Annotated in this window: 25 protein-coding genes; 12 read left to right on the forward strand and 13 right to left on the reverse strand. The window is 50.6% G+C overall.

Annotation, left to right across the window (positions count from 1 at the left end; translation table 11 throughout):
• The first annotated feature begins 62 nt into the window (after positions 1-62).
• Positions 63-1439 (forward strand): 8-oxoguanine deaminase, encoded by a 1377-nt coding sequence (locus AAC632_RS10955; protein WP_340298899.1) that lies wholly within the window; start codon positions 63-65, stop codon positions 1437-1439.
• On the opposite strand, the gene AAC632_RS10960 is transcribed toward AAC632_RS10955, so the two are convergent.
• Both AAC632_RS10960 and AAC632_RS10965 read right to left on the reverse strand, forming a co-directional pair.
• Positions 1436-2440, reverse strand: a complete 1005-nt coding sequence (locus AAC632_RS10960; RefSeq protein WP_340298900.1) for a Gfo/Idh/MocA family oxidoreductase — start codon at positions 2438-2440, stop codon at positions 1436-1438. The genes AAC632_RS10955 and AAC632_RS10960 overlap by 4 nt on opposite strands.
• A gap of 98 nt (positions 2441-2538) precedes the next feature.
• Positions 2539-3822, reverse strand: coding sequence for a DEAD/DEAH box helicase (locus tag AAC632_RS10965; protein ID WP_340298901.1), 1284 nt, complete (start codon positions 3820-3822; stop codon positions 2539-2541).
• A 371-nt stretch (positions 3823-4193) separates the two neighbouring features.
• Here AAC632_RS10965 and AAC632_RS10970 point away from each other — a divergent pair, with 371 nt between their 5' ends.
• The gene (locus AAC632_RS10970) at positions 4194-5078 is read left to right on the forward strand and encodes a DMT family transporter (RefSeq protein ID WP_340298902.1); all 885 of its coding nucleotides are present in this window, start codon (positions 4194-4196) and stop codon (positions 5076-5078) included.
• 2 nt (positions 5079-5080) lie between these two features.
• Here the strand turns inward: AAC632_RS10970 and AAC632_RS10975 are convergent, their stop codons facing one another.
• The 4 genes from AAC632_RS10975 to AAC632_RS10990 all read right to left on the reverse strand — a co-directional run bounded on the left by AAC632_RS10975 (position 5081) and on the right by AAC632_RS10990 (position 9208).
• Entirely contained in the window at positions 5081-6244 is a 1164-nt protein-coding gene (locus AAC632_RS10975) for an NADH:flavin oxidoreductase/NADH oxidase (protein ID WP_340298903.1), read from the reverse strand.
• 124 nt (positions 6245-6368) lie between these two features.
• Positions 6369-7346, reverse strand: coding sequence for a 2-dehydropantoate 2-reductase (locus AAC632_RS10980; RefSeq protein WP_340298904.1), 978 nt, complete (start codon positions 7344-7346; stop codon positions 6369-6371).
• A 10-nt stretch (positions 7347-7356) separates the two neighbouring features.
• On the reverse strand, positions 7357-8868 hold the full coding sequence (locus AAC632_RS10985) for an AMP-binding protein (RefSeq protein ID WP_340298905.1): 1512 nt from the start codon (positions 8866-8868) through the stop codon (positions 7357-7359).
• 133 nt (positions 8869-9001) lie between these two features.
• Positions 9002-9208, reverse strand: a complete 207-nt coding sequence (locus AAC632_RS10990; RefSeq protein ID WP_340245311.1) for a hypothetical protein — start codon at positions 9206-9208, stop codon at positions 9002-9004.
• Between the two features lie 341 nt (positions 9209-9549).
• On the opposite strand from AAC632_RS10990, the gene AAC632_RS10995 reads away from it, so the two are divergent.
• Positions 9550-10116 (forward strand): hypothetical protein, encoded by a 567-nt coding sequence (locus tag AAC632_RS10995; RefSeq protein ID WP_340298906.1) that lies wholly within the window; start codon positions 9550-9552, stop codon positions 10114-10116.
• 10 nt (positions 10117-10126) lie between these two features.
• Here the strand turns inward: AAC632_RS10995 and AAC632_RS11000 are convergent, their stop codons facing one another.
• The 6 genes from AAC632_RS11000 to AAC632_RS11025 all read right to left on the reverse strand — a co-directional run bounded on the left by AAC632_RS11000 (position 10127) and on the right by AAC632_RS11025 (position 16318).
• Positions 10127-10549, reverse strand: a complete 423-nt coding sequence (locus tag AAC632_RS11000; protein WP_340255191.1) for a CBS domain-containing protein — start codon at positions 10547-10549, stop codon at positions 10127-10129.
• Positions 10550-10814: 265 nt separating this feature from the next.
• The gene (locus AAC632_RS11005) at positions 10815-11777 is read right to left on the reverse strand and encodes an ABC transporter ATP-binding protein (RefSeq protein ID WP_340298907.1); all 963 of its coding nucleotides are present in this window, start codon (positions 11775-11777) and stop codon (positions 10815-10817) included.
• Entirely contained in the window at positions 11774-12763 is a 990-nt protein-coding gene (locus AAC632_RS11010; RefSeq protein WP_340255186.1) for an ABC transporter ATP-binding protein, read from the reverse strand. The genes AAC632_RS11005 and AAC632_RS11010 overlap by 4 nt, the downstream gene beginning before the upstream one ends.
• Positions 12763-13701 carry an ABC transporter permease gene (locus AAC632_RS11015; protein WP_445322677.1) on the reverse strand — a complete coding sequence of 313 codons (939 nt, stop codon included), beginning with the start codon at positions 13699-13701 and terminating at the stop codon, positions 12763-12765. Before AAC632_RS11015 ends, AAC632_RS11010 begins: the two co-directional genes overlap by 1 nt.
• Positions 13697-14680 (reverse strand): ABC transporter permease, encoded by a 984-nt coding sequence (locus AAC632_RS11020; RefSeq protein WP_340298909.1) that lies wholly within the window; start codon positions 14678-14680, stop codon positions 13697-13699. Before AAC632_RS11020 ends, AAC632_RS11015 begins: the two co-directional genes overlap by 5 nt.
• A 72-nt stretch (positions 14681-14752) precedes the next feature.
• Positions 14753-16318, reverse strand: a complete 1566-nt coding sequence (locus AAC632_RS11025; RefSeq protein WP_340298942.1) for an ABC transporter substrate-binding protein — start codon at positions 16316-16318, stop codon at positions 14753-14755.
• A 418-nt stretch (positions 16319-16736) separates the two neighbouring features.
• On the opposite strand from AAC632_RS11025, the gene AAC632_RS11030 reads away from it, so the two are divergent.
• From AAC632_RS11030 to AAC632_RS11040, 3 genes are all read left to right on the forward strand, one after another.
• Entirely contained in the window at positions 16737-17657 is a 921-nt protein-coding gene (locus AAC632_RS11030; protein ID WP_340298910.1) for a LysR family transcriptional regulator, read from the forward strand.
• A gap of 120 nt (positions 17658-17777) precedes the next feature.
• Positions 17778-18008: a hypothetical protein gene (locus tag AAC632_RS11035; protein WP_340260085.1), complete on the forward strand. Its 231-nt coding sequence runs from the start codon at positions 17778-17780 to the stop codon at positions 18006-18008.
• On the forward strand, positions 18005-19894 hold the full coding sequence (locus AAC632_RS11040; protein WP_340298911.1) for a bifunctional sugar phosphate isomerase/epimerase/4-hydroxyphenylpyruvate dioxygenase family protein: 1890 nt from the start codon (positions 18005-18007) through the stop codon (positions 19892-19894). Before AAC632_RS11035 ends, AAC632_RS11040 begins: the two co-directional genes overlap by 4 nt.
• 152 nt (positions 19895-20046) lie before the next feature.
• On the opposite strand, the gene AAC632_RS11045 is transcribed toward AAC632_RS11040, so the two are convergent.
• Positions 20047-20988 (reverse strand): LysR substrate-binding domain-containing protein, encoded by a 942-nt coding sequence (locus AAC632_RS11045; protein WP_340298912.1) that lies wholly within the window; start codon positions 20986-20988, stop codon positions 20047-20049.
• A gap of 66 nt (positions 20989-21054) precedes the next feature.
• Here AAC632_RS11045 and pcaC point away from each other — a divergent pair, with 66 nt between their 5' ends.
• From pcaC to AAC632_RS11075, 6 genes are read left to right on the forward strand one after another with little or no spacing between them, the layout of a single operon-like run.
• Entirely contained in the window at positions 21055-21435 is a 381-nt protein-coding gene (pcaC, locus tag AAC632_RS11050; RefSeq protein ID WP_445322559.1) for a 4-carboxymuconolactone decarboxylase, read from the forward strand.
• A gap of 50 nt (positions 21436-21485) precedes the next feature.
• A complete protein-coding gene (gene pcaH, locus AAC632_RS11055; protein WP_340298913.1) occupies positions 21486-22208 on the forward strand; it encodes a protocatechuate 3,4-dioxygenase subunit beta in 723 nt (240 codons plus the stop codon).
• Positions 22208-22762 (forward strand): protocatechuate 3,4-dioxygenase subunit alpha, encoded by a 555-nt coding sequence (gene pcaG / locus AAC632_RS11060; protein ID WP_340298914.1) that lies wholly within the window; start codon positions 22208-22210, stop codon positions 22760-22762. The genes pcaH and pcaG overlap by 1 nt, the downstream gene beginning before the upstream one ends.
• Positions 22755-23606, forward strand: a complete 852-nt coding sequence (locus AAC632_RS11065) for a BKACE family enzyme (RefSeq protein ID WP_317657379.1) — start codon at positions 22755-22757, stop codon at positions 23604-23606. The genes pcaG and AAC632_RS11065 overlap by 8 nt, the downstream gene beginning before the upstream one ends.
• A complete protein-coding gene (pcaD, locus tag AAC632_RS11070) occupies positions 23599-24384 on the forward strand; it encodes a 3-oxoadipate enol-lactonase (protein WP_340298915.1) in 786 nt (261 codons plus the stop codon). The genes AAC632_RS11065 and pcaD overlap by 8 nt, the downstream gene beginning before the upstream one ends.
• On the forward strand, positions 24381-25436 hold the full coding sequence (locus tag AAC632_RS11075) for a 3-carboxy-cis,cis-muconate cycloisomerase (protein WP_340298916.1): 1056 nt from the start codon (positions 24381-24383) through the stop codon (positions 25434-25436). The genes pcaD and AAC632_RS11075 overlap by 4 nt, the downstream gene beginning before the upstream one ends.
• Positions 25437-25467: the final 31 nt, after the last annotated feature.

Genomic DNA, 25467 nt, shown 5'->3' on the forward strand with positions numbered 1-25467 from the left:
AACTTGCACGCAAATGCCCGTATATGATGCCGACTTGCAGGATAACCAACAGGACGGCTCCCATGGCGCAAGAGACGCTTTTGATCAAACACGCAGATCTTCTGTGCACGATGGAGGCGCGCCCTGATGCGCTCTATGGCGATGAGATAACCGATGGTGCGCTGTTCGCACGCGGCGGGGTGATCGAGACGGTTGGAAAAACCGCGGATTTGCCGCAAAGCGCAGATCGCGTGATTGATATGCGCGGTCATGTGGTGATCCCCGGGATGGTGAACACCCATCACCATATGTTCCAAAACCTCACCCGCGCCGTGCCTGCGGCGCAAAACGCACCGCTTTTTGGTTGGTTGCAGACCCTTTACCCCATCTGGTGCAATATTGGGCCAGATCATATTTATTGGTCAGGGGCCTTGGCCATGGCGGAATTGGCGATGACGGGCTGCACAACCTCCTCCGACCATCTGTATCTCTATCCCAATGGCGCGCGGCTTGAAGATAGCTTTGCCGCTGCCGAAGATATTGGTTTACGCTTTCACGGCACACGCGGCTCGATGAGCATTGGCGAAAGCAAAGGGGGGCTTCCCCCAGATCATCTAACCGAAGCCGAACCCGCCATTCTGGCCGATTGCCAACGCCTTATCGAATCCCATCATGACGCCAGCCGCTATGCGATGCGGCGGGTGGCTTTGGCCCCGTGTTCGCCTTTCTCCGTCAGCATGGATTTGATGCGCGAAACCGCCACTATGGCGCGCAGCTACGGGGTCGGGATGCACACGCATCTGGCTGAGAATGTCGAGGATATCGACTATAGCCTTGCGACCTTTGGGATGCGCCCCGGTGAATATATCGAGGCGGTTGGTTGGACAGGCCACGATGTTTGGCACGCCCATTGCGTTCAATTGGATGAGGGCGAGATCAACCTCTTTGCACGAACAGGCACGGGCATTGCGCATTGCCCCTGCTCGAATATGCGGTTGGCCAGTGGCATTGCACCCGTCCGTCACTGTCTGGATGCAGGGGTTAAGGTGGGGCTTGGGGTTGATGGCTCGGCCTCCAATGACAGCGGCCACATGCTCAATGAGGCGCGCCAAGCCATGCTGCTGCAGCGCGTTATGAAAGGGGGCGATGCGATGACCGCGCGCGAGGCTTTGGCGGTGGCAACCCGTGGCGGCGCGTCTGTTCTAGGCCGCGATGATATTGGGGTGCTTGCCAAGGGCTATGCCGCCGATCTTGCTGCCTTTGATACACGCGGCATCGATTTTGCAGGCGCGCAATGGGATCTCCTTGCAGGTCTGTTGTTCTGCGGCTCGGGCAAGGCCAATCACACCATCATCAATGGCAAGGTCATTGTTGAAGAGGGGCAGTTGGTCAGCATGGATATGACCAAACTCTTGGCAAATCACGCGGCCATGACCCGCGATTTGATGCAACGGACCTAAGCGTAAAAGGCGGGTTTTTTGATCATTTCAACCCGCTCTTTGACGCCTGAGTGCAAGGCACGCACACCTGTATCCGCAACAAGGGCGGCGGCATAGCCATCCCATGTGCTGGCAGCCGCTTCTGGCAAAATACCCGTTTGCACAAATCCCATGAAATCTCGATTTTGGGCGGCATAGGCATCATGGTAATGTCCGCGCCAATCCTTGTCATAGCGGATCGCCGAACTCAGTCGCGTATCAAGGCGGGAATGCGCCACTTTGTTGGTTGAGATACTGCCAAGCTCGCCGACCAATTCTGCGCGCACATCATATCCGTAGGCGGCGTTGTTGTTGACCTCGACTGTGATCAATTGATCATCATCGGTTTCCAGAACCATCACCACGGGCGCCACAACATCATCGCTGCGCTTAGGCTGATAGGCGGTGATCGTGGTCACCTCCACCCCCAAAAGATACCGCGCGATGTCAAACTCATGCGGTGCGGAATTGGTAATCGCCATGGCCCCCGTGAAACTGGGATAAGGCGTGGCGAGGTTGCGGTGAAAGTTATGCATCATCAAAGCCCGCCCCAACACACCTTTGGCAAGGGCTTCGCGCATATCCAAATAGGCACGATCATAGCGGCGCATGAAGCCAACCATGATATGGTGCGCCCCTGTCGCCTGTTCGGCGGCCATCACATCCAAACATTCGTCAATCTTTTGGCTTAGGGGCTTTTCACACAAAACCCGCTTGCCGCGTGCAATCAGCGTCTTGGTATAAGGTGCATGGGTAAAATCGGGCGAGGCGATAATCACCGCATCAATATCTTCGCGCAACAGCGCGGCTTCGGGGTCATCTGTGCAATCAACCGCACTTGTCGCATCGGCCACGGCGCGCGCCCGCGCGCCATCCATGTCGCAGACAAGTTGCAAACAGGCATGCGGCACATCTTGGGCGATGATCTTTGCATGATCCGCCCCCATCACGCCTGCGCCAATGACCGCCACACGCACCACCATCTTACCCGCTCCCACGAAACACCGTGGTGCCTTTGCTAAACCCCGAAGGACGGTGGTGCAAAGAAAAAAGGGGGCGCATGGCCCCCTTTTTTTAAAGATTATGCTGCCTTTTGGCGTGGCCCGCGGGCGGGTTTGCCACGGCGGCGATGACGCGGTTTGCCATCCGCCGCGCCATGCCCTGCATTGGCCTTTGACTTAAAGCCACGGCGAGGGCCGCCGCGATGCGAGCGACCGCCACCTTGCTCGGCCCCCTCAGGCGCGCTGCCGCTGGCCACGGGGATTTCGAGTTTCATCAGCTTTTGCACTTGGCGCAGCAAATCCATTTCATCAGCGGCGCAAAAGGCAATTGCCTCTCCCTCGCGCCCTGCGCGGGCCGTGCGGCCAATACGATGGACGTAATTCTCAGGCACATCTGGCAAATCATAATTGACCACATAAGCCACACCTGGGATATCGATGCCACGGGCCGCAACATCGGTTGCGACCAACACAGTGATCTCACCCGCGCGGAATTGTTTGATGGCACGATCGCGCTGACCTTGGCTTTTGTTGCCGTGGATCGATGCGGCCTTATAGCCATCCTCAACCAAGCCTTTCATCAGCTTTTCCGCACCATGTTTTGTGCGCGCAAAAACAAGCGTCAGCGCGTCCAAATCGCGGCTCAGGATTTCGCGCAGTTTGGCAGGTTTATCACCCTTAGAGACAAAATGCACCGACTGCGTGATCTTATCTGCCGCTTTTCCTGGAGGCGAAACTTGAACACGGCGGGGGTTGTTCAAATAGGCGCTCGACAATTCTTCCATCTGCTTAGGCATGGTGGCCGAGAACAGCATGGTTTGACGCGGGGTTGCCAAATGCGGCGCGATTTGACGCAGCGCATGGATAAAGCCCAGATCAAGCATTTGATCGGCCTCGTCCAAAACCAGATGGCGCGTTTGGCTGAGATCAACCGCGCGGCGATTGAGCAGGTCAATCAAGCGACCGGGTGTGGCCACCAAAATATCAGTGCCGCGCGCAAGAAGGTTGATCTGCTTGGGGATCGATTGCCCCCCCACCACAGAATGAACCCGCAACTTGGACCCTGCCGTCAGAGGCTTGAGGCTATCTGCGATTTGGTTCACCAATTCACGCGTTGGCGCAAGCACCAATGCCTTGACGGTTTTTGGTTCAGGCTTGCCCTGCTTGCCCAACAAATGGTTGATCAGCGGCAAACCGAAGGCCAGCGTCTTGCCTGTGCCTGTTTGCGCCAGACCCATAATATCATGCCCTTCCAAGGCCAAAGGAATGGCTTGGTTCTGGATCGGGGTGGGTTCGGACAAGTTTGCGGCTTTCAACGCCGCGTTCAATGTGGGCTCAAGTCCCAGCATATCAAAATCAAACAAAGAGATATCCTTTTCACAAAGCCCTATGCAAAGCGCGCACAAAGCCGTTTGGCCGCCAAATGATAGGCAGCCGTTTCGGGTTCACAACGACATTGGCCTTCCCGCCACCCTATCGCTGTATCAGGAACCCTGCGTGTTGGGATACTGAGTGGTGATGCCCCGCTCGGCCCGTCTGTCGGGCACAACTCTCTCACGCGATCACGCGGGTGCAGGCCTTGCACCTCGTGTATCTTAGATGAGAAGTCAAGCGGTGATTGGTGCATAGCCGCTATGCAACCCACCCCTTGCATTTGGGCCACAATCCGCGCGATGGTCGGGCTGCGCAGCTTCCGCGCGCAAAACCCCTTTGCAATGATGGATGACACCCGCCAATGACCCTTCCCCTCAAAGGTCTTTTCGCCGCTCTAGCGACTGTCACGATATGGGCCCTGTTTCTGGTCGGCACGCGGTTTGCCGTCAGCACGAATTTTACAGTAGAGGAGGTCTTGCTTCTACGCCTTGGCACAGGATTTTTGATCACGATCCCACTTATGCTGAAATTAGGTGTGGTCCCGTACGGCCAAAGCGTGACAGGCGCAATCATGCTGGGACTTGGGGCTAGTGCGCTCTTTCCCTACATAATCTCAATGGGTTTGTTCTTTGCGCCAGCCTCGGATGCGGGGGTCTTGGCACCAGGAATGCTACCATTTTGGACGGCTATCGTCATGGTGTTTATGACGGGAGAGCGTCCTTCAAGGCCGCGTTATATCGGCTTAATTGTAATCTTTATCGGCGCTTTAATGGTGGGACTTTGGCAAGTCATGCATAGCAGCGTAGATGGCGCATGGCGCGGACATATCCTATTTTTATCTGGCTCTTTTCTGTGGGCAATTTATGCAGTCTATTTCAAACAAAGCGGGTTCACGCCTCTGCATGGTTTGGTGATTGGACTATTCTGGGGAACCCTCGCCGTGGCGCCATTCCTGGCCCTCTCAGGGAATGTCAGTTTTGCGGGAGTAAGTCTGCAGGACTTTCTCGTCATGGCTGTACTTCAGGGTGTTTTGATTGCTGTTTTGGCATTGGTTCTCTACTCTATCGCCGTGCGCCAATTGGGGGCTGCGCAAACCGCTGCCTTTGGCGCATTGACGCCCGTTCTCGCCTTGATCGGGGGTGCGCTGTTTCTGGGCGAGACTGTTACCCTGATCAAATTGATCGGTGTGATCTTGGTGGCTGCGGGCGTGGTGTTGGCATCGGGCCTGTTTGACCGCAGGGCTTGAGGTCACCCCGCCTGATACTGTCCAAGCTCGGCACGGCGCACAATGGCCCACCGATATTGCTCAGGCCAGAGCGAAAACGTATCCGCCTCGCCAAGTGCCTCGGCGGCGTGAAGGGGCCAAAACGGATCATGCATCAATTCCCGCCCCAAGGCGATGAAACTGGCGCGCCCCTCTTGCAGGATATCCTCGGCCTGCTGCCCATCCACAATCCGTCCAACCGCCATGGCAGCAATACCTGCTTCGCGCTCCATCGCCTCGGCATAGGGCACCTGAAATCCCAAAGGTCGCTGTCCGCCTGCAGGTAAAGGCCGCCCATCATCACTGGCGCGGAAGGCAGGCGCGCCCGCAATCCCACCTGATGAGCAATCAATCACATCAACCCCAATCGCCTTAAGCGCCTTGGCCAGCGTGACGGAATCCTCAAGCGACCACCCCCCTGTATCCACTGCGGAGATACGGAAAAACAGGGGAAGATCCTCAGGCCAAACCGCGCGCACCGCGCGGCTGACCTCCAAGGCAAAGCGCATCCGCCCCTCAAGATCCCCACCATAGGCATCATTGCGCTGATTGGTGGTGGGCGACAAAAAGCTATGGATCAAATACCCATGTGCGCCATGAATTTCGATCACCTTGAACCCTGCGGCAAGCGCGCGTTTTGCGGCATCGGCAAAGGCCGCGATCAGGCCCACGATCTCATCCACACTCAACGCTTTGGGGCTTGGCCACCCATCAGCCAAAGGCAGCCCAGAAGGCGCAACAGTTTGCCACCCCCCCTCGCCCCATATTGTGTCATCAGGGGCAACAGGCTTACCGCCGCCCCATGGAGGGGTACTACTGGCTTTTCGCCCTGCATGGGCCAACTGGATCGCAGGCACCGCGCCCATCTCAGTGATGAACCGAGTGATAGGTTTGAACGCCTCCACCTGCGCATCGTTCCAAATTCCTAAACATTTGGCCGTGATCCGTCCGCGCGGCTCGACCGCGGTCGCCTCAGTAAAGACCAATCCCACCCCGCCACGCGCAAACGCAGACAGGTGGGACGCGTGAAAATCAGAGGCCAAGCCTTTCTTTGCGGAGTACATACACAGCGGCGAGAGCACAATACGATTGCGCAAGGTGAGGCCGCGCACAGTCACGGGTGAAAATAATTTGCTCTCAAAGGGCATAGCAGACCGCCTATGATAAAAATGAATGAAATTGTCAGCACTAAAACGAACTTCTATCGTATCTACCTACTCGTTGGATATCCAACAATCGAAATTAAAAGAAAATCTGCGCCCGACTGAAAGGTCAGTTGTAAAGCCCAGCACTGCGGGCTCTTAGTCGGATCAGAGCCAGCACCGTATCGATGGTTGGGGTGGGTATACCGGTAACCTTTCCCAGTTCTTGCACCGATGAAACTAAGGCATCGATTTCCATAGGACGGCCCAGGTCTAAGTCTTGCAACATGGAGGTCCTGTGTGCGCCTACTGCGGCGCCGCCATCGATACGACGATCAACATCAATTGGAAACTTTACACCAAGCGCCTCTGCGATTTGTTGCGCCTCGAGCATCATGTTTCGGGCAACCTCTCTAGTCCCTGCGTCCGTGCATAACACATCCAAAGTAGCATGAGTGAGCGCTGAAATGGGGTTAAATGACAGATTACCCCAAAGCTTAACCCAAATCTCGTCTCGCAACTTTGGGCGTACCGGAGCCTTTAACCCCGCCTCGGACAAAGCAGCCGATAATGCCATGGCGCGCTCTGACTTAGACCCGTCAGGTTCTCCTAAGGAAAATCGGTTACCCTCAATGTGTTTAATCACACCTGGCTCAACAACTTCAGCGGCAGGGTAAACAACGCACCCCAACACGCTATCTGGCCCAAACGCATCCCATTGGGCATCTCCAGGATCCACGGACGCAAGCCGCGTGCCTTCTAGAGGCCCACCAATCTTGTGAAAGTACCACCACGGCACACCATTAACGCCTGATACAACCGTAGTTCCATCCCCAATAAGCGGGGCCATCTTGGATACGACTGGAGGTACAGAATGTGCTTTAAGCGTGACAACAACATAATCTTGGACCCCTAGCTCCTCGGGGTTTTCAGACGCGTTAACCTCTACGGTTGTTTTGCCGCTCTCCTCGATCAGAGTTAGCCCGTTCTGTTGCATGGCTTTCAAATGTGGACCACGCGCTACCAGGCTGACGTTAGCTCCAACTCGAGCTAACTTTACCGCCATATAGCCACCAATTGCGCCTGCACCAAAAATACAAATTTTCAAAGAAATACCTCTATGCAAGACCCAGTTTTTCAGCCAACCCGATACGTTGAAGTTTACCGGTGGCACCTTTTGGGATTTCATCCAAGATAAGAACTGTGCGCGGGACCTTAAATGCTGCTAAGCGCGCAGCTAAAAACTCACGGATCTCAGCATCGGTGGCAACTTGCCCTTCCTTCAACACGACAGCTGCGCCAACCTCCTCACCCAACTTTTCGTGCGGGATAGCAAATGTAACGCATTGGGCTACGCTGGGATGATCCGACAATATGCCGTCTACTTCTAATGGACTGATTTTCTCGCCACCTCGGTTGATGATTTCCTTCAAACGGCCAGTGAGGCTCAAATAACCGTCTTCATCGAACATGCCTTGATCACCTGTACGAAACCAACGCTTTCCTTCTGCTTCAAAAAAGTTCTTTTCATTAGCTTCTGGGTTTGCCTCGTAACCAGGCGTTACATTTTGCCCCGATATGCTCACTTCACCAAGACCATCAATCAAACGATTTTCTGTTTCGTGTGCAATGCGGACCTCTGGCCCAGCCGGCAACCCGACAGCGCCTGGCTTTTGTCGACCTGGTTCAATCGGGTTACAGCACATTTGGTGAGCAGCCTCGGTCATGCCGTAAGCCTCTACAACTGGCGCACCAAACGTTTCCGCAAGCTGTATCATTACTGGACCTGGCAACGATGACGACGAGGAACGCAAGAAACGCAGGCGAGACTTCTCAATAATGGCCTGGTTGCGGGGAGCTCGTGCTAGAATTGCTTGGTGCATCGTTGGCACCGCCGTGTACCAAGACGGGTCGACCTCTTCGAGCCAACCATAAAATTTTAATGCATCAAACCCTGGCGAACAGCTTATTGACGATCCAGCGGCGAGAGACGCGCTAACAGCAGCGACCAGGCCGTGAATGTGAAATAGCGGCATAACATTTAGACAGCAGTCATCTTCGGTCAGCGCCAAAGACTTCATGATGTTTTGAGCAGATGCGACAACATTTGATTGAAGTAACGGCACAATTTTAGGTCGTGATGTCGTTCCGGATGTGTGAAGTATGAGAGCAATGTCATCAGCGCCTGGAACGGCCGCTGTGGCTTCGCCCGTCAAATTCGCTGAGAGCGTGAAATTACCCGCAGGTTCTAATGATGTTAACTCAAAAACGATCATGCCAAACCGTTCTGCCACGGCAAGCACGGGACCATCATATCCAGCTGCAACAACAAGCGCGCGCGCTTTTAAATCTTCGAGATAGAACGCAAATTCTTCCTCGCGATACGCAGGGTTCAAAGGAGCTGTAGTAGCGGATTGAGCTATGGTCACAAACGCCGCTGCCATTTCTGGCCCATTAGGAAGCACAATAGCCACACGATCAGACGCTCCGATGCCCGCTTTTCTCAGCGAACTATTCACATCTCGTGATAATTTTCTGAGACCGTCATATGTCATCCATCCACGGCCTGGCGCACCTATTGCGCGTGAGGTTCCAGAATGACCCGATATCAGATCCGATAACGTCTTCATATTACTCTTCCCTTGCTTGATACTTATGCCCATGCTGCGACGATTGTCGAAAGCTGTGAAGACAAAGCCTTAGGATAGAGCCAATGGGTCTGGGATATGGCACCATCATTGATGATAAAGTTTAAGAACTACATTAGAAACCATTCCATGCAGAACGCGTCAAAGATTGACCTTTCAAAGATGCATACAGTGCCCGACCAGTTTCGGTCACACTGATCTGATTACCCTGTCGCTCAAGCCACTGCTTACTTATACCAAAGACCTCTGGATCCATTTCTTTTCCAGATGTGAGCTGACTACAGAACTGCAAAACTAAAGCTGCTTCATCATTAGAAAACATGCGAAATACCTCCCCGTACTGAGAATGTATTGCATTGTTTTAATTTGGTAAAATGAATACTTTCATATACTTTTGTATACTGTAGGGCTTAAAATAATGCGCCATGAAGTGGGTCAAATCTGATCAGTGATAAAGCAGAAAATTATATATACCCATGGCTAGCTCAATCGCCTTAAAGGCGACAAGCGCAATGTGTGGGTTGCCTGATACTGAATGAAATTCTCATTGCATAATTTGACCCCTCAACACTGGAATAGCTAGTTCTCATGCGGCAATCCGTGGACTTGTACGCAGTATGCCCCGCTGATTTAGTGCTTGATAATTATAGAAAGACCTATCCCATGAATAAACGTTACCTTTTCGCAGGCATAGCAGTTCTCAACACACTCACGGCAGGTGCGTATATCGTTGAAGCACAGATGATGACCCGGCATGAGCGGCTTCATGCGCAGCACGGTGGCCATGGCATGGGGCATGACGAACATACCATGCCAGGACTTCGAGGGGCTAATACGACAGCGGGTGAGACTGCCGAAATGCAAACCTTATTTCGTAACTTCACATTAATTGAGCGTGAGGTGAGCAATCTGGAAAACGGCATATATACGGTAACAACAACCCGTGACCCTGATACATTCAACGCTCTGGTGAGCCATGTGACGGGCATGATTGCACGTGTTGAAGCGAAGGATGACCCACAAGTCATTATTCAAAGCCCAACGCTGGATGTTTTCTTCATGCGCGGTGAGCACATAGATACTGAAATTGAAGTCATCGAAAACGGCGTTGCAGTGACCCAAACATCAAACGATCCAGAGCTGGTATCGGCGTTACATCGCCATGCCGCTGAGGTAAGCGACATGGTGGATCGTGGGATGCAAGCTGTGCATGAACGGATGATGAATTGATCTGCTATGATCAAGAATTGATGAACGCCCTCATAGCTTCAGCCTCATCCTGATACTTCTCAAGCGTACGGTTCATCACATCTTTATTTGAGACTACACCCACCAGCTTCCCGTCGTCTAGAATTGGCAGGTGGCGGCAATTATGATCTGCCATCACTTGCATCATCTCTGATGACAGAGCCTTTGTGGTCACCGTAGCGACTTTTTTGGTCATGATGTCCTGCGCAATCCAACCACTAAGGTCTTGCTCAGTTGCAAGGTGTCTCACAATGTCACGCTCGGAAATGATGCCCTGCACTTTACCAGAGCCATTTTCGACGACAACGGCACCAATATTATGCTCTGCCAATAACGTGATGATTTCCGACAGTGTAGCCTTAGGGCCCACTGTATAGCATGGGCGTGCGATAAGGCTTTTCATAAACGGCGTCATGTCATCCCTCCCAAGAATTACAATCGACTCGCCTTAAAATTGTATCTTGGGCGCGTAGGAACGCAATAGTCATGACTAAACCATTCCAGCAGTAGCTCCATAGTTGCCTCTCACCCACCATGAAGGCAGTAATTATGAAGTAAGAAACCTCAGCTAAGCTTAGATTTGAGACATTCGGAAAAAGTGGTTGCGGGGGCGGGATTAAGCCTATGTCGAACCACAGTTAAGCACCAAACACCTGGAATAAAGTGGGTGTAAGCATAGTCTAAACATGATGGCAAGAAACGCGCGTATCTCCAATCAAACGCATCTGAGGGCGAACCGTTTTACACAAGCTTGTAGCAAGTGGACACCGTGGATGAAAGGAGCAGCCAGGCGGAGGATTAATCGGGTCAGGTATTTCGCCTTTGGGCACATCAATTTCTCGCCCAAACCCATCCAATCTTGGCGCAGCATCAAACAGCATACGCGTGTAAGGATGCAAAGGTGAAGCGAAAAGCGTTTCCTTTGGGGCCTCTTCAACCAAAGCTCCCAAATATAACACACCAATCTTATCGGCCATGTGCTCCACAACAGTAAGATCATGGCTAATAAATAAATATGTAAGACCCAGTTGCTCTTGCAAATCCGACATCAAGTTCAAAACTTGGCTTTGCACTGATACATCCAGCGCAGAAGTAGGCTCATCACACACGATCACCTTAGGCTCAGACGAAAGAGCACGTGCAATGCAAATGCGTTGCCGCTGTCCACCCGAAAACTCATGTGGATACTTATCTGCATCCTCTGGTGATAAACCGACTTGTTGCAGCAACCTTTCGGGCAAACCTTTAGTCTCAAAGCCTCTCAATTTTGCAGGCTCTGCTATAATGTCACGTACTTTCCAACGCGGATTCAAGGATGCGTATGGATCTTGAAAAATCATCTGCAGTTTTTGTCGAGCCTCAGAAATTTTTGCTTTCTGATCATTGCCAGTTATCGCGATGCCATCAATTTCAATGGTCCCATCAGTTGCACTAGTTAACCCTACAACCATTTTGCCGATAGTTGATTTCCCAGAACCACTCTCACCAACTAACGCGTAAACTGAGCCTTCCTCAATTTCAAAATCTACATCTGCAACAGCCGTCAAAAAAGCCTTTGGCTCCCTTTCGACAACACGGTTCAACCAGGGCTTAGAGACATCAAAGAGGCGTCTTAACGCTTTTGCTCGGACAATCACACTCATTTTGACGACCGTAATTTAGTGTGCTGCAATGGGAACCAACATGCGGCTTGAGCATCCTCGTCTGCGATAAATGGCGAAGATCCGGTTTTACAAACTTCCTGAGCAAAATCGCATCTTGGTGAAAAGGCACAGCCTTCTGGTAAAGCTCCTAACCGCGGCATTGAACCAGGGATCTGCTTCAATCGTTTCAATCCTCTACTTGCCAACGGAGTAGAGCCCATAAGCCCATACGTATAAGGATGCTTTGGCTCAGTGAGCACATCTTGCACCGCGCCAAGCTCGGCCAACCTTCCAGCATACATGACAGCTACACGATCTGCCGCCTCAGCAATTACGCCCATGTCATGAGTAACCAACATAACCCCGACGCCACGCTCTCGGCACAACCGCTTTAAAAGTGCGATGATCTGAGCCTGAACTGACACGTCAAGTGCCGTAGTCGGCTCATCTGCGATTACTAAGTCAGGCTCAGCGCATAATGCTAAAGCTATCACCACTCGTTGCCTCATACCGCCGGAGAACTCGTGGGGATAGCTACCTATCCGCTCTCGCGCTGCAGGGATACCGACTTCTTCCAGGGCTGCGATGGCGCGCTCCTGCGCTTCTTTCTTCGAAACCGCAAGATGTTCAATGATGGTTTCGACCAGTTGCTCTCGGACAGTTAAAAGTGGGTTTAACGAAGTCAAAGGATCCTGAAAGATCATACCAATTTTTTTACCCCTGATTTTACGGAATTCAGAGGCTGATAAGTTGTGGATCGGGTTCCCTGATAATAGCACATCACCTGACACAATTCGCGCCGGCCGCTCTAACAACCCAATTACAGCGTTCCCTGTCATTGACTTTCCTGCACCGGACTCGCCAACGATACCAAGAATTTCACCTGGGAAAATGTCATAACTCACTCGATCTACTGGCCTGAGGATACCTTTCCGAGTGGGAATTTCCACAACCAGGCTCTTTATTGAGAGGACAGGTTGCACCATCAGCGTAGCCTCGGATTCAAAGCGTCACGCAACCAATCACCGATTAGATTTATCGATAGCGCGAGAGCCAAAAGAGTGATCGCAGGGAAAAACAAGATCCACCATTCTCCAGAGAACATATATTCTTGCCCGATACGAATTAGTGTTCCCAAACTCGGCTTAGTAGGCGGAGCACCCACACCCAAAAAACTCAAAGTAGCTTCGGCAATGATAGCCAAAGCCAAACTAATTGTGGCAATTACCAAAACGGGGTTGAGAACATTGGGCAGGATATGTTTGAGCATCACCGCTAAGTTAGCTCGCCCGATGAGCTGTGCCGCTTGAACGTACTCCTTCTGCCTTTCAACCAAAGTAGCACCGCGGACCACGCGTGCAAATTGAACCCAGTCGCTCAGACCAATGGCAAGAATGAGGACCCAAATAGCTACCTGATCACGGAATTCCGCCGGCGTCACGCCTTTCGCGATACCAAAAATCAACATCGCAACCAAAATAGACGGAAAGGTGAGCTGCACGTCAGCAACCCGCATGATAACAGCATCCAGCCATCCGCCGATGTAACCCGCTAAAAGACCAAGAATTACACCCAAAATCATCGCCAGAAAAACAGCCGAGAACCCAACAAACAGAGATATTCGCATCCCAAAGAGAATGGTGGACAAGACATCACGACCCTGATCATCAGTCCCCAAAACAAAAACATCTTGTGTGAATTGGTTAGGCGTCAGTGGTCCCGTAAACCCATTCATCAAGTTTAGGGTGGCTGGGTCAAAAGGATCGTAAGGCGCTAATAATGGGGCAAATATCGCTCCCATTATTAAAGACACAACCACAAAAAATGACATGATCGCCACCGGATTTTTTCTGAATGACCAACCTAAATCACTGTTTAAAGCCTGAGAAAATTTTACAAAAATCCTGGTGCGCCTCAACTCAATGCCCCCCTACGCTTCGTTCAATCCGCAAACGAGGATCAATAGCAAAATAAAGGACATCGACTATCAGATTAATTCCCACAAACATTACGGAAATCATCATCAAATAAGCAGCCATGACAGGAATATCGACAAACTGAACAGCGTTGATGAACAGCAGCCCCACGCCCGGCCATTGAAAAACAGTTTCCGTGATGATCGCAAAAGCGATGATACTACCTAGCTGGAGACCAGTTATTGTGATGACTGGCACAAGTGTATTTTTCAGAGCGTGCCGAAAATTAATTGTTTTTTCGGTCAACCCACGCGCTCGTGCAAAGCGTATATAGTCCATGCGCAATACTTCTAACATCTCAGTGCGAACTAGACGCATGATTAACGTCATTTGATAGAGACCAAGCGTAATGGCAGGAAGAATTAATGCTTTTAAACCACTGGCTGTTAGGAAACCTGTGGTCCATCCCCCGAGGTCAACGACCTCACCACGGCCAAAACTTGGAAGCCAACCAAGCTCAACAGAAAATATATAAATCAATAAAATTCCAATCAGGAACGTTGGTAGTGACACTCCGACAAGCGACGCTGTCATAATAAAACTCGGCAGTACACCGTGTCTCCGTATTGCAGTGAACACTCCCAATCCAACCCCACCAATAAAGGCTAATAAGCCTGACACGAGCGCCAATTCCACTGTAGCAGGCAATCTTTCAGCGATAATTTCTGAAACAGGCCGCCCTTGGCGATAACTTAAGCCAAAATTTCCTTGAGCAGCTTGCTCCAAAAAGCGCCAATATTGCACTATAAATGGCTGATCTAGTCCAAGCTGTTCGCGCAAGCGCTCAATATCAGCCTGCGTGCGTTCTTGACCCAACATGTTATCCACGGGGTCTCCCACGAAACTGAACATCGCAAAAGCAACAAAGCCAACAGCGAGTAACACTATTAAAGACTGAAATATCCGGCGTAGGATGTATGCCAGCATGAAAAAATTTCCCAATGGAACAAATTGATAAAAGGGTTACTGCCCCTCTAATTGAGGGGCAGTAATTCACAATCAGTTCATCGTGAAGAATTTGAACTTCGGATCATCTTCAGGGCTAACGTCAATACCAACTGCATCACTCATACCCCAGTTAAGAACCTGGTGATGTATTGGTAGGTACAACTGCTGTTCTTGAACATCGTCCCAAATCGCTTGGATCGTAGCATTTCGGGCGCTTAGGTCAGTTTCAGACGCTAAGCTCTGGATCATGGCATCCATCTCAGGGTTTGAATAGCCAGTCCCGTTCCAGCTGCCTCGGTCTTCTCCACGAGTGTGCGTCAAGAAGTTAAAGATATACTCGGAGTCATATGTAGGAACGCCCCAACCCAACATGTAGAAATCGGTTTCACCATTTGTAATGAGTGGGAAGTGTTGTGCCTTTGGCTTAGCGTCCAAGTTAACGGTGATGCCAATTTGTGCCATCATGCCGACGGCTGCTTGGCAAATCGCTTCATCATTGATGTAGCGATCATTTGGGCAGTCCAACTGGATGGAAAACCCGTCGCCATAACCCGCTTCGGCCATCAAAGCGCGTGCAGCATCAATATCAGTTGAGACAGAACCATCCATCTCTGCTGTCCAGCCGTTTACAAATGGCGGAGCAATCATACCAGCGGGTTGCGACTGACCCCGCATAACTACTTGTTGAATTGCATCACGGTTAATCGCCATATTCATTGCGCGTCTAACACGGATATCCGCAAGAGGGTTGGCACCATCAACATTGTCATTTGCAATGTCCGCTGCCCCCATATTCATTCCAAAGAAAATTACGCGGTTTTGTGGGGCTGTCTTAACGATAAGACCATCCGTGTTTGCAACACGGTCCAAGTCTTGCACTGGGACATCTTGGATGAAATCGACTTCCCCAGACAACAGCGCTGCTACTCGTGTCGCAGCATTCTGAATAGGTGTGTAAATGATTTCCGTAACTTCAAGTGGGAACTGCCCAATACCCCAATAGTTTTCGTTTTGGGTTAGAACTGTCCGTACATCGGGTTCACGGCTAACAAGCTTGTAAGCCCCAGTGCCATTTGCGTTCGTAGCCGCAAAAGTCGTCTCTCCACCTTCGACGTCCTGCACTTCTACAACGCCATTTGATTCAGCCCAACCACTATCCATCATAAAAAGATTTGTAAGGTTCGATGGTAGGATTGGATTTGGACCATCCGTAACCATCTCAACAGTTAAGTCGTCAACCGCACGAACTTCAACAATTGAGTTCAATAGTTCTTTCATATTGGAATTTTCTGACTGCGCTCGTCCAATTGAGAACACAACATCTTCAGCGGTAAATGCAGCGCCATCGTGATAAGTTACACCTTCACGCAAATTGAACACCCATACATTTGGATCATCGGGGGACGGCGCCCAGTCAGTAGCCAATGCAGCCTGAAACTGCCCCGACATATCGCGTATTATAAGTGGTTCGTAAATTTGATGGGCGAGAGTATGAGTCGGGCCCTCGTTTTGTGCATGCGGATCCAACGTCAATGAATCCCCTGCCCGCGCCCAACGCAATGTTTCCGCGCTGACTGACGAAATGGCTACTGCTGACACTGCAGCAGTAAGAAGCATAGTTCGCAACGTTTTCTTAGAGTGGGTAAGTTTCATTTTGTTCTCCCTGTTATAAAGCACTCGTAGAGGATTTTAGGACGACAACATGCAATGAAAAGAGATTTCGCTCAAAGGATTTCATCAGAAACCTCATCTGCCAATTTGTTTTTCCTCATTCAAACTTACAGCTAAGGTAAAGAGCAGAAGACATGAGTGAAGCTGTAGTTTTAGACATTCGGAAAAAGTGGCTGCAGGGGCAGGATTAAGCCTGTGCCGAGACATGGTTTTTTATAAAAATTTTTATATTCCGTGTTGTTTTTAAAGATCCAACCCTCCCACTTTGATCCCGAAATTCTTATACATTTTGAATGGTGAAACTATGCTGACTTCCGTTTAACAAAGATCTTATAGTGGTCGTAAAGGTAGGGAGCTTTTGCGAATGCACGACATGACCTTACGACAAATTGAAGTGATACGTGCTGTTATGCTAACGGGCACGATTTCAGGAGCAGCAGGGCTCTTAAATGTTTCCGCCCCAGGGATTAGTCGGCTTGTAAAGCATACTGAAGAAACGCTTGGAATACGATTATTTGAGCGAAAAGCTGGCGTGTTCATACCATCAGTTGAAGCAAGTCGCGTATTTGATCAGGTGCGAGAAGTATACCGGCAAGTTGAAAGCTTAAATGCTGCAGTCAGCTCACTTAAGTGTGGCGAAGATGTAAGGCTATCGTTCGCTACTGCACCTTCAATCGCACAATTTATCGCTGCACGAGTTTTGCAGAACATTAGGGGCGTGTATGGCGACTTATTTGTAGACATGAATGTTCTAAAAATTGAGGAGACAGTTGATTACCTTCTTCTTGAAAGAGGTGAATTTGTCATTATGAGCTCCCCTGTAGAAAATGCAGCAATTGATAATGAAGAGATCGCAGAGGGGCGGTTAGTCGCCATTATGCCCGAAGGCCACAGGCTGTCCAAGAATAAGAATATTTCAGCCTTGGATCTTGCTAAGGAGCCTGTGATCGGCGTCGATCCCAATGATCCTTATGGAGCGCTATTGGCTAAACCTTTTCTACAGGCTGGTATTGAGATTAATCATGCAATGCGTGGACGCTTTGCTCAAACCGTTGTTAGCCTGGTCAGACACGGTTTGGGGGTGGCGGTTATTGATGAGTTTTCGGTAGCTGAAGTGTATATGCCCGGATTGGTGCGACGGCCACTGGTGCACGATATCCCTATCAAATCATATGTCGCTCGCAAAAAAGGCCGGGTGCTCTCGCGTTTCGCAGAAGACACAATAGGTCATTTTCAACGACAGTTGGAACGTGCAGTAAAAGACGGGCCTTGGTACCGCTCATAAAAGTAACATCATGTTAATGATATGATCATATAAATATTTGACGTTAAGTGATGGAATATAAACAATGAACACAAAGCGGGAGGTACCAAGTGCGGCTCACAGCTCACTGGGGAAGTGTTCATGGTCAACAAAAGCAATCTTCATCTTGGCCTTATTGGTGACAATATCGCTCATTACACCCCTATAAATACTGAGTTCCTTCAAAATGCAGAAACGAAGGGATTGGACGTTATTTCTGGATATGAATTGTTCTTCTATCAAGGAGTACATGCGTGGGCACACTTTGTTAATCTTCCCCCTGCTGAAAATCGCGTGCGATCAGACCTCATATCCAATGGAGACGTGGCATGAAGACTTCTATCGCGACAGTTTCTATATCTGGAAACCTAAGAGAAAAGCTTGAAGCTATCGCCTCAGCAGGCTTCAAGGGCATAGAGATTTTCGAACAAGATTTTATTGCAGATAGTGGGACGCCCCGCGAGATTGGGGACATGATCCGTGATCATGGTCTTGAAATAACGCTCTTTCAGCCATTTAGAGATTTTGAGGGACTGACTGGAGTAGCACGCCAAAAAGCGTTTGATAGAGCGCGGTACAAATTCGACACGATGCAAGAATTAGGCACGGATTTGATTTTGTTCTGCTCCTCAACCCGCCCAGATGGGCTAGGTGGAATTGACCGCGCCGCCGCAGATTTCCAAGATCTTGGGGAAATAGCTGCAACGTACAACATTCGCGTGGGTTATGAAGCCTTGGCATGGGGTAGGCACGTTTACGATCATCGTGATGCTTGGGAGATTGTGAGACGCGCAGACCATCCTAATATCGGCGTGATCCTTGACAGCTTTCATTCCTTGGCAAGAAAAATCGACCCTAATACGATCCGCAGTATTCCCGGCGATAAAATATTTTTTGTTCAATTAGCAGATGCGCCTTCAATTGAAATGGACCTTTTTTATTGGTCTCGGCATTTTAGAAACATGCCAGGCGAAGGAGACCTTGCTGTAACTGACTTCATGCGAGCCGTCATGGCAACTGGGTATACCGGACCCATAAGTTTGGAAATATTTAATGACCAATTCCGCGGAGGGCTACCGAAAGGATTAGCAAGAGATGGCTACCGTTCTTTAGTGGCACTCATGGATGATGTTCGCAAAAGCGAACCCGACATCACTGTTCCAATGCCCAATTTACCGCCGAGGATAGAGGTACAAGGGGTCGCATTCATTGAATTCGGAACTGATGAAAATGAAGCTGAGGCGCTAGGCCAACAATTAAAGTCAATGGGCTTTTTACATGTAGGAAACCACGTTTCAAAAAAACTTAAGCTCTGGCAGCAAGGTGAAATCCGCATTCTGTTAAATACTGAAAAAACCGGCTTTAGCCATTCATCTTTCGTAGCAAATGGTACGAGCATTTGCGACATTGGCGTATTGGTGAACAACGCATCCGACACTGTAAAACGAGCTCAAGCGCTGGCGGCAAAACCTTTCACACAACAGGTCGCTTCGGGTGAGCTGGACATCCCTGCAATTCATAATGTTGCGGGCAGCGTCATGCATTTCATTGATAAAGATAGCGGATTATCAAATGTGTGGGATGTAGAATTTGTCCCAGTTGAAAACAACATCGAAAATCAGGTCGGGCTGACCCAAATTGATCACTTGGCAGAAACTATGAGCTATGATGAAATGCTCAGCTGGTCATTGTTCTACACTTCAATTTTTGACATGGATCGCACGCCCATGGTGGATGTTATCGATCCTGACGGACTTGTCAGGAGCCAAGCAATTAAAGCAAAAAATGGCTCGATTAGAATAACTCTTAATGGTGCAGAGACTCATAGAACTGTCGCGGGTAGATTTTTGGCAGAGCGCTTTACAGGTGCTGTGCAACATGTGGCCTTCAGAACAGAAGACATTTTTAAAACTGCAGTAGGCATGCAAGAGCGTGGCTTTGAACCGCTAGAAATGACCGAGAATTACTATCACGATCTACAGGCTCGTTTTTCAATTAACGATGAAAATTTAACGCGAATGAAAGCGCTCAACATTCTTTACGACGAGGATCAAGATGGCGCATTCTACCAGCTTTATGGCAAGCCTTTTGCGGGTGCTTTATTCTTTGAAATTGTTCAACGTATCGATCAATACGACGGCTATGGCGCAGCAAATGCACCCTTTAGAATTGTTGCGCAAAAACGGCTCATGCGGCCAAAGGGAATGCCAAGCAAATGACTGCTAAAATAGGTTACTTCCACAATTTATCTTAGAGCTCTCGGGAACCACTCCAAATATTAATGTCTGAGACGCCATGTGTCGTACGCTTTGTTCCAACCGAGAAGATTGATCACTTTTTTAGCGCACAGCTAATTGTGGGCACTTGTTGACTATTGCTTAGATGCCGCAAATTGCAGGCATTCAGCAAAGACACTGCGCTCAACATTGATTGGCGCTCCTCTTGCTACGCTGAAGCCAACAGGGCCGGAAAGCAAAGGCGAAGACAGTGCAACAGCAACCAGCGTTCCTTCTTTCAATTCGTCGGCAACCACTCCATGTGAGATGAACCACAGCGCATCCGAGAGACGCACAAGCTTACGCCCCACTGGAAGTGCAACCGTCTCATAGGCTGCACGTATCTCCGGCAAACCAATACTGGAGAGGTAGCGCTCGACCGTTTGAGAAATGACCGCACCCTGCGGAGGTAAAATTAACGTATAGCCCTCGACCTTCTGCTCCGGTACTGGCTCAAGTAATATGGGATGGCCAGGACGGCAGACGAGGACCACATCCTCTATGTAAAGTTGCTGGAAGGTAACACCCGTTCGAGTGTCTCGCTCTGGCATTCTTCCAACCACCAGATCAACTTGCCCGTCTCGCAACTGATTGAAAAGAAGCCAGTTTGGCCCAGATTGAATTTGCAAGCGGACATGCGGCATTTCCTTTCGGAATGCCAGAGCTGCTCGAGGAAGCAGATCCGTCGCAGCCGTCGGTAAAACCCCAATTGATAAACGTGTCGTTAGTTCGCCATCAGCTGTAAGGCGTTCTGCTCCTCGTATGAGCTCGGTGAGCGACGAGCTTGCGTGCCCCTGAAATACACGCCCGGCCTCATTTAGTCTAAGCCGCCGGCCGACGCGATCGAATAGTCGCACACCGAGCATCTGCTCCAACTCTTTCAGACTGCGTGACACCGCTGGCTGAGTGATCCCTAACCTGTCCGCTGCAAGCGACACGCTTTCCGCACGCGCAATTTCTAGGAAGGTTCGAACGTGCCGAAGATTTAGATGCTGATACCAATTCATAACATATTTGGTATATAATTTGCCGATCAAATCAATATAAAAAGCGAAATAATGATATATAATGGGGCAAGCTTAGCCTAATTATGGAGAATAATGTTGTCCGAGCGTCACCAAAAAGGCATGCAGGTACGTCGCTCAGTTCTGGGCGACGCTCATGTCGACCGTGCCGAAGCGGCAAAAACAGCCTTTGACGAACCATTTCAAACGTTAATCACCGAAAGTGCATGGGGCACAGTCTGGGCTGATAACACAATCAGCTACCGTGAGCGCTCGTTGCTAACGCTTGCCCTTCTGGCTGCAACCGGCAACTTCGAGGAAATACCAATGCATATCCGCGCTACGGCGCGCACTGGCGCTTCCAAAGAAGATATAATGCAAGCATTTCTGCATGTGGCGATCTATGCAGGAGTGCCGAAGGCAAACCATGCCATCAAACTCGCAAAACAGACCTTCAGCGAAATGGAAGAGCATCCATGACCACCAGATGCCACTGCGACAAAGATCATCCGCATTAAAGGGGAAGTGATATGACAGGACTAATTTCTGCTCGTGATTTGGACTGGCACCCCCCACCACTAGCACCCGACTATCGTAGCTCAATCTTGCGTTCGCCAGCCCATGCGCGTCTCCACTATGATCCGACTGAAACTGAGATGACTGGACCGACATTTGGCCATAACATGCTGGGAGCGTTGGATGACAATTTGATCCTGAACTACGCAAATCCTGGCGAAGCTGCCATCGGCCCGCGCATCATCGTGCATGGCAAGCTGATAGACGAAGATCGCCGCCCGTTACCTGGAAAATTGATCGAAGTCTGGCAAGCTAACGCAGGCGGTCGCTATCGGCACAAAAAAGATGGCTACACTGCGCCGCTTGATCCAAACTTTGGGGGCTGTGGGCGTTGCATCTCTGGGGAGGATGGGAGCTATAGCTTCCAAACCATTCAGCCAGGCCCCTACCCCTGGCCCAATGGTGGCAATGACTGGCGTCCAGCGCACATCCATTTTTCGGTTTTCGGCGATGGATTTGCACAGCGCTTGATCACCCAAATGTATTTCGAAGGCGACCCTCACATCGCGCTCTGTCCAATTGTTCAGTCGATACCTTCAACCCAAGCCATCAACACACTGATTGCACGATTGGATATGTCGAACACGATCCCGATGGACATTCGAGCTTACCGTTTTGACATAGTGCTTCGTGGCCGCAATCAGACACTCTTTGAAAACAAGATGGAGGGATCGTGATGGCAAACTTCAAAGAATCTCCGTCGCAGACCGCTGGACCTTACGTGCATATAGGCTGCGTGCCCACTTTTGCTGGACTTGAAGGCATGTATGGCGGCAAAGACCTCGGCAACACGATGATTGCCGGCAACCCCGCCGGCGAGCGGATCACCCTATGTCTGCGTGTCATTGACGCTGCTGGAGAACCAATGACTGATGCGATGATCGAAGCCTGGCAGCCCGGTCCAGAAGGCTCATTCGGCCCGACCGAAGGCTTTAACCATTGGGGGCGCCAGCCGACCCATGCCGAAACCGGTGAGGCAATCTTCAAAACGCTTATGCCAGGCGCACCTACCGGCCAAACACCACATATTCTTCTCTGGATTGCTGCTCGCGGAATAAATATGGCGCTGATTACGCGAGTTTACTTTCCTGAAAACGACAACGCGGCTGATCCAGTGTTTGCTATTGCCGGGGAGCGTGCTGCAACACTTGTAGCCGAAAAAACCGACAACGGTTATGTTCATTCAATCCACCTACAGGGTGATCATGAAACGGTGTTTTTCGATGTCTAAACCTTGCATTATCTGTGTCGCAATCACCGGGTCTCTACCGACTAAAGCAAACAACCCCGCTGTGCCGATTACAGTGGCAGAGCAAATTGAAAGTACGCATGAAGCCTTCGAGGCAGGTGCAGCGATTATGCATGCCCATGTACGTAATGATGACCAAACCCCTTCTTCAGACCCCGAGAAATTTGCGGCTCTAAAAGAAGGGGTTGAGAAACACTGCCCCGGTATGATCATCCAGCTGTCTACTGGTGGAAGATCTGGCGCCGGCAAAACACGCGGTGGAATGCTCCCACTGTCACCTGACATGGCCTCACTGTCGGTAGGATCAAACAACTTTCCCACTCGAGTGTACGAGAACCCTCCCGATCTAGTCGATTGGCTGGCGTCGGAAATGCGAACTTACGGCATCAAGCCTGAGGTTGAAGCCTTTGACCTTAGCCACATCCATCAAGCGGCTATGATGCACGCTGAGGGCCAGATCATAGACACACCCTATGTGCAATTCGTGATGGGCGTTAAGAATGCTATGCCGGTGGACCGCGATGTCTTTGATTACTATGTGAAGACAGTAAAGCGGTTGTTTGGTGACGACGCTCCATGGTGTGCTGCGGGAATTGGTGCACATCAGCTTACCCTGAACGAATGGGCCGTCTCATCAGGTGGTCATGCGCGAACAGGCTTGGAGGACAACGTCCGCCTCGATCGCGAAAAACTTGCCCCGTCAAATGCAGCATTGGTGAAACGCGTTGTTGATCTTTGCCAGACCTACGAACGTCCAGTCGCCACTTGGCAGCAAGCTCGGGCAATTCTTGGACTAAAAAAGGAGGTCGCGCAAGCCAATGGCTAAGTTCACTAACGTAAACGGACGCGTGTTACACTTTCGTTTTAGATCCGGCAATGGCGGCATACCCGTCGTTTTCGCAAATTCACTTGGGACCGACTTCCGCATTTGGGATGATGTTATTGCGCGCCTTCCGGAAGGCACATCAACCTTGCAATATGACAAATCCGGCCACGGCCTGAGTGAAAAGGGTGCAGTCACAATTTTTGACCATGCTGCGGACCTTTCCACTTTGATGGATTCCTTGGGTCTGACACCAGCATTGGTCTGTGGTGTGTCAGTGGGTGGAATGATTGCGATGGCACTGTCCGCCGCCCGCCCTGACTTGACTGCAGGACTTCTGCTTAGCAACACAGGATACAAAATTGGTACATCAGAAATGTGGACCGACAGGATCAGTGCGGTTAACGAACTAGGACTTGATGCAATGGCTGATGGTGTGCTTGATCGGTGGTTCTCCAGTAAGTTCCGGCAAAAGGAAACGGTTCAGATTGCTGGTTATAGGATGATGCTGTCGCGCACGCCTGTGCAGGGCTATGCATGTGTCTGCGCTGCAATTCGGGATGCCGATCTAGCGCCCGAAGCTGCGTCTATCAGTTGTAGGACGGTTTGCCTTGCAGGATCCGAAGATAAGGCAACAACGCCAGAGGTTGTCGCAGCCTTAGCCGACAAGATTACAGGAGCAATTTACCATGTAATCGATGGTGTTGGGCACATCCCGGCGATCGAAGCACCTGACACCGTCGCGCGGCTTATAAGTGAGCAGATGGCTCTCTTGGAATGACATCAATCTTTGACCATCCCTGGCTTGGCGGCCTCTTTTCTGACCCAGATCTTCAAGCGCTCTGGTCGGCCGAAGTTCAGATCATGCATTACCGTAAGTTCGAAATAGCTTTGGCGCATGCGCTCGAAGCACATGGGTTGGTAGCAGCCGGTTTAGGCCAAAAAGCCGCCATTCGCATCGAGCAAGCACCGCTCGATATCCCACAATTGGCCCAAGCGACCGCTATTGACGGGCTACCAATCCCCAACTTCGTAAAACAAATGCATGCGGCTGCCCCAGACTGTGCAGAGGCGATCCACGCAGGAGCCACATCGCAGGACGTGCTGGACACAGCCCTATCTATTACCCTTGCTGCGACAACTAACCTTTTGACGGACCGCATCAGCAAGTTGCTTAACCAGCTCGACAGACTTGTAGAAGATTATGGCTGCAATCGACTGGTAGCTCGGACACGAATGCAGGCGGCATTGCCCGTAACAGCAGCTGAACGAATTGCTACTTGGCGTTCTCCCCTTCAGTCGGCGCTAGCCAATCTCAATCATACAAGTTTGCAGATTGCCCGCCTGCAACTTGGTGGCGCGGTGGGCACTCGCGATGCCTTTGAGGGCAAAGGGGACGCCATTGCTAAAGAAGTGGCCAAAGCGCTCAAGCTCACTGAAAATGGAGTTTGGCACAGTGACCGTAGCCAAATTGCCGGTTTTGCATCTCTTCTTTCGCAGATTACTGGTGCACTGGGCAAGATGGGACAGGACATCGCGCTGATGGCGCAGCAAGGCGTAGACGCGATCGCATTGTCTGGCGGTGGTGGATCATCTGCGATGCCACACAAATCAAATCCAGTGCTCGCCGAATTGCTTATCACCCTTGCACGTTTCAACGCTACACAGCTTTCCGCCATGCATCATAGCCTTGTCCATGAACAGGAACGATCCGGCGCTGCATGGATGCTAGAATGGATGGTGTTACCGCAGATGGCGACGGCAGCTGGAAGCGCGACTTTGGCAGCCAAAGACTTATGTAAAAAGATCAGACAAATAGGCGACGATGGTTAGAGACCACATTTAAGAAGCCTGAAACTAAGAG

This window comes from Roseobacter sp. HKCC-CH-9351 (assembly GCF_037830295.1).
In the GTDB taxonomy this organism is placed as follows: Bacteria; Pseudomonadota; Alphaproteobacteria; order Rhodobacterales; family Rhodobacteraceae; genus M30B80.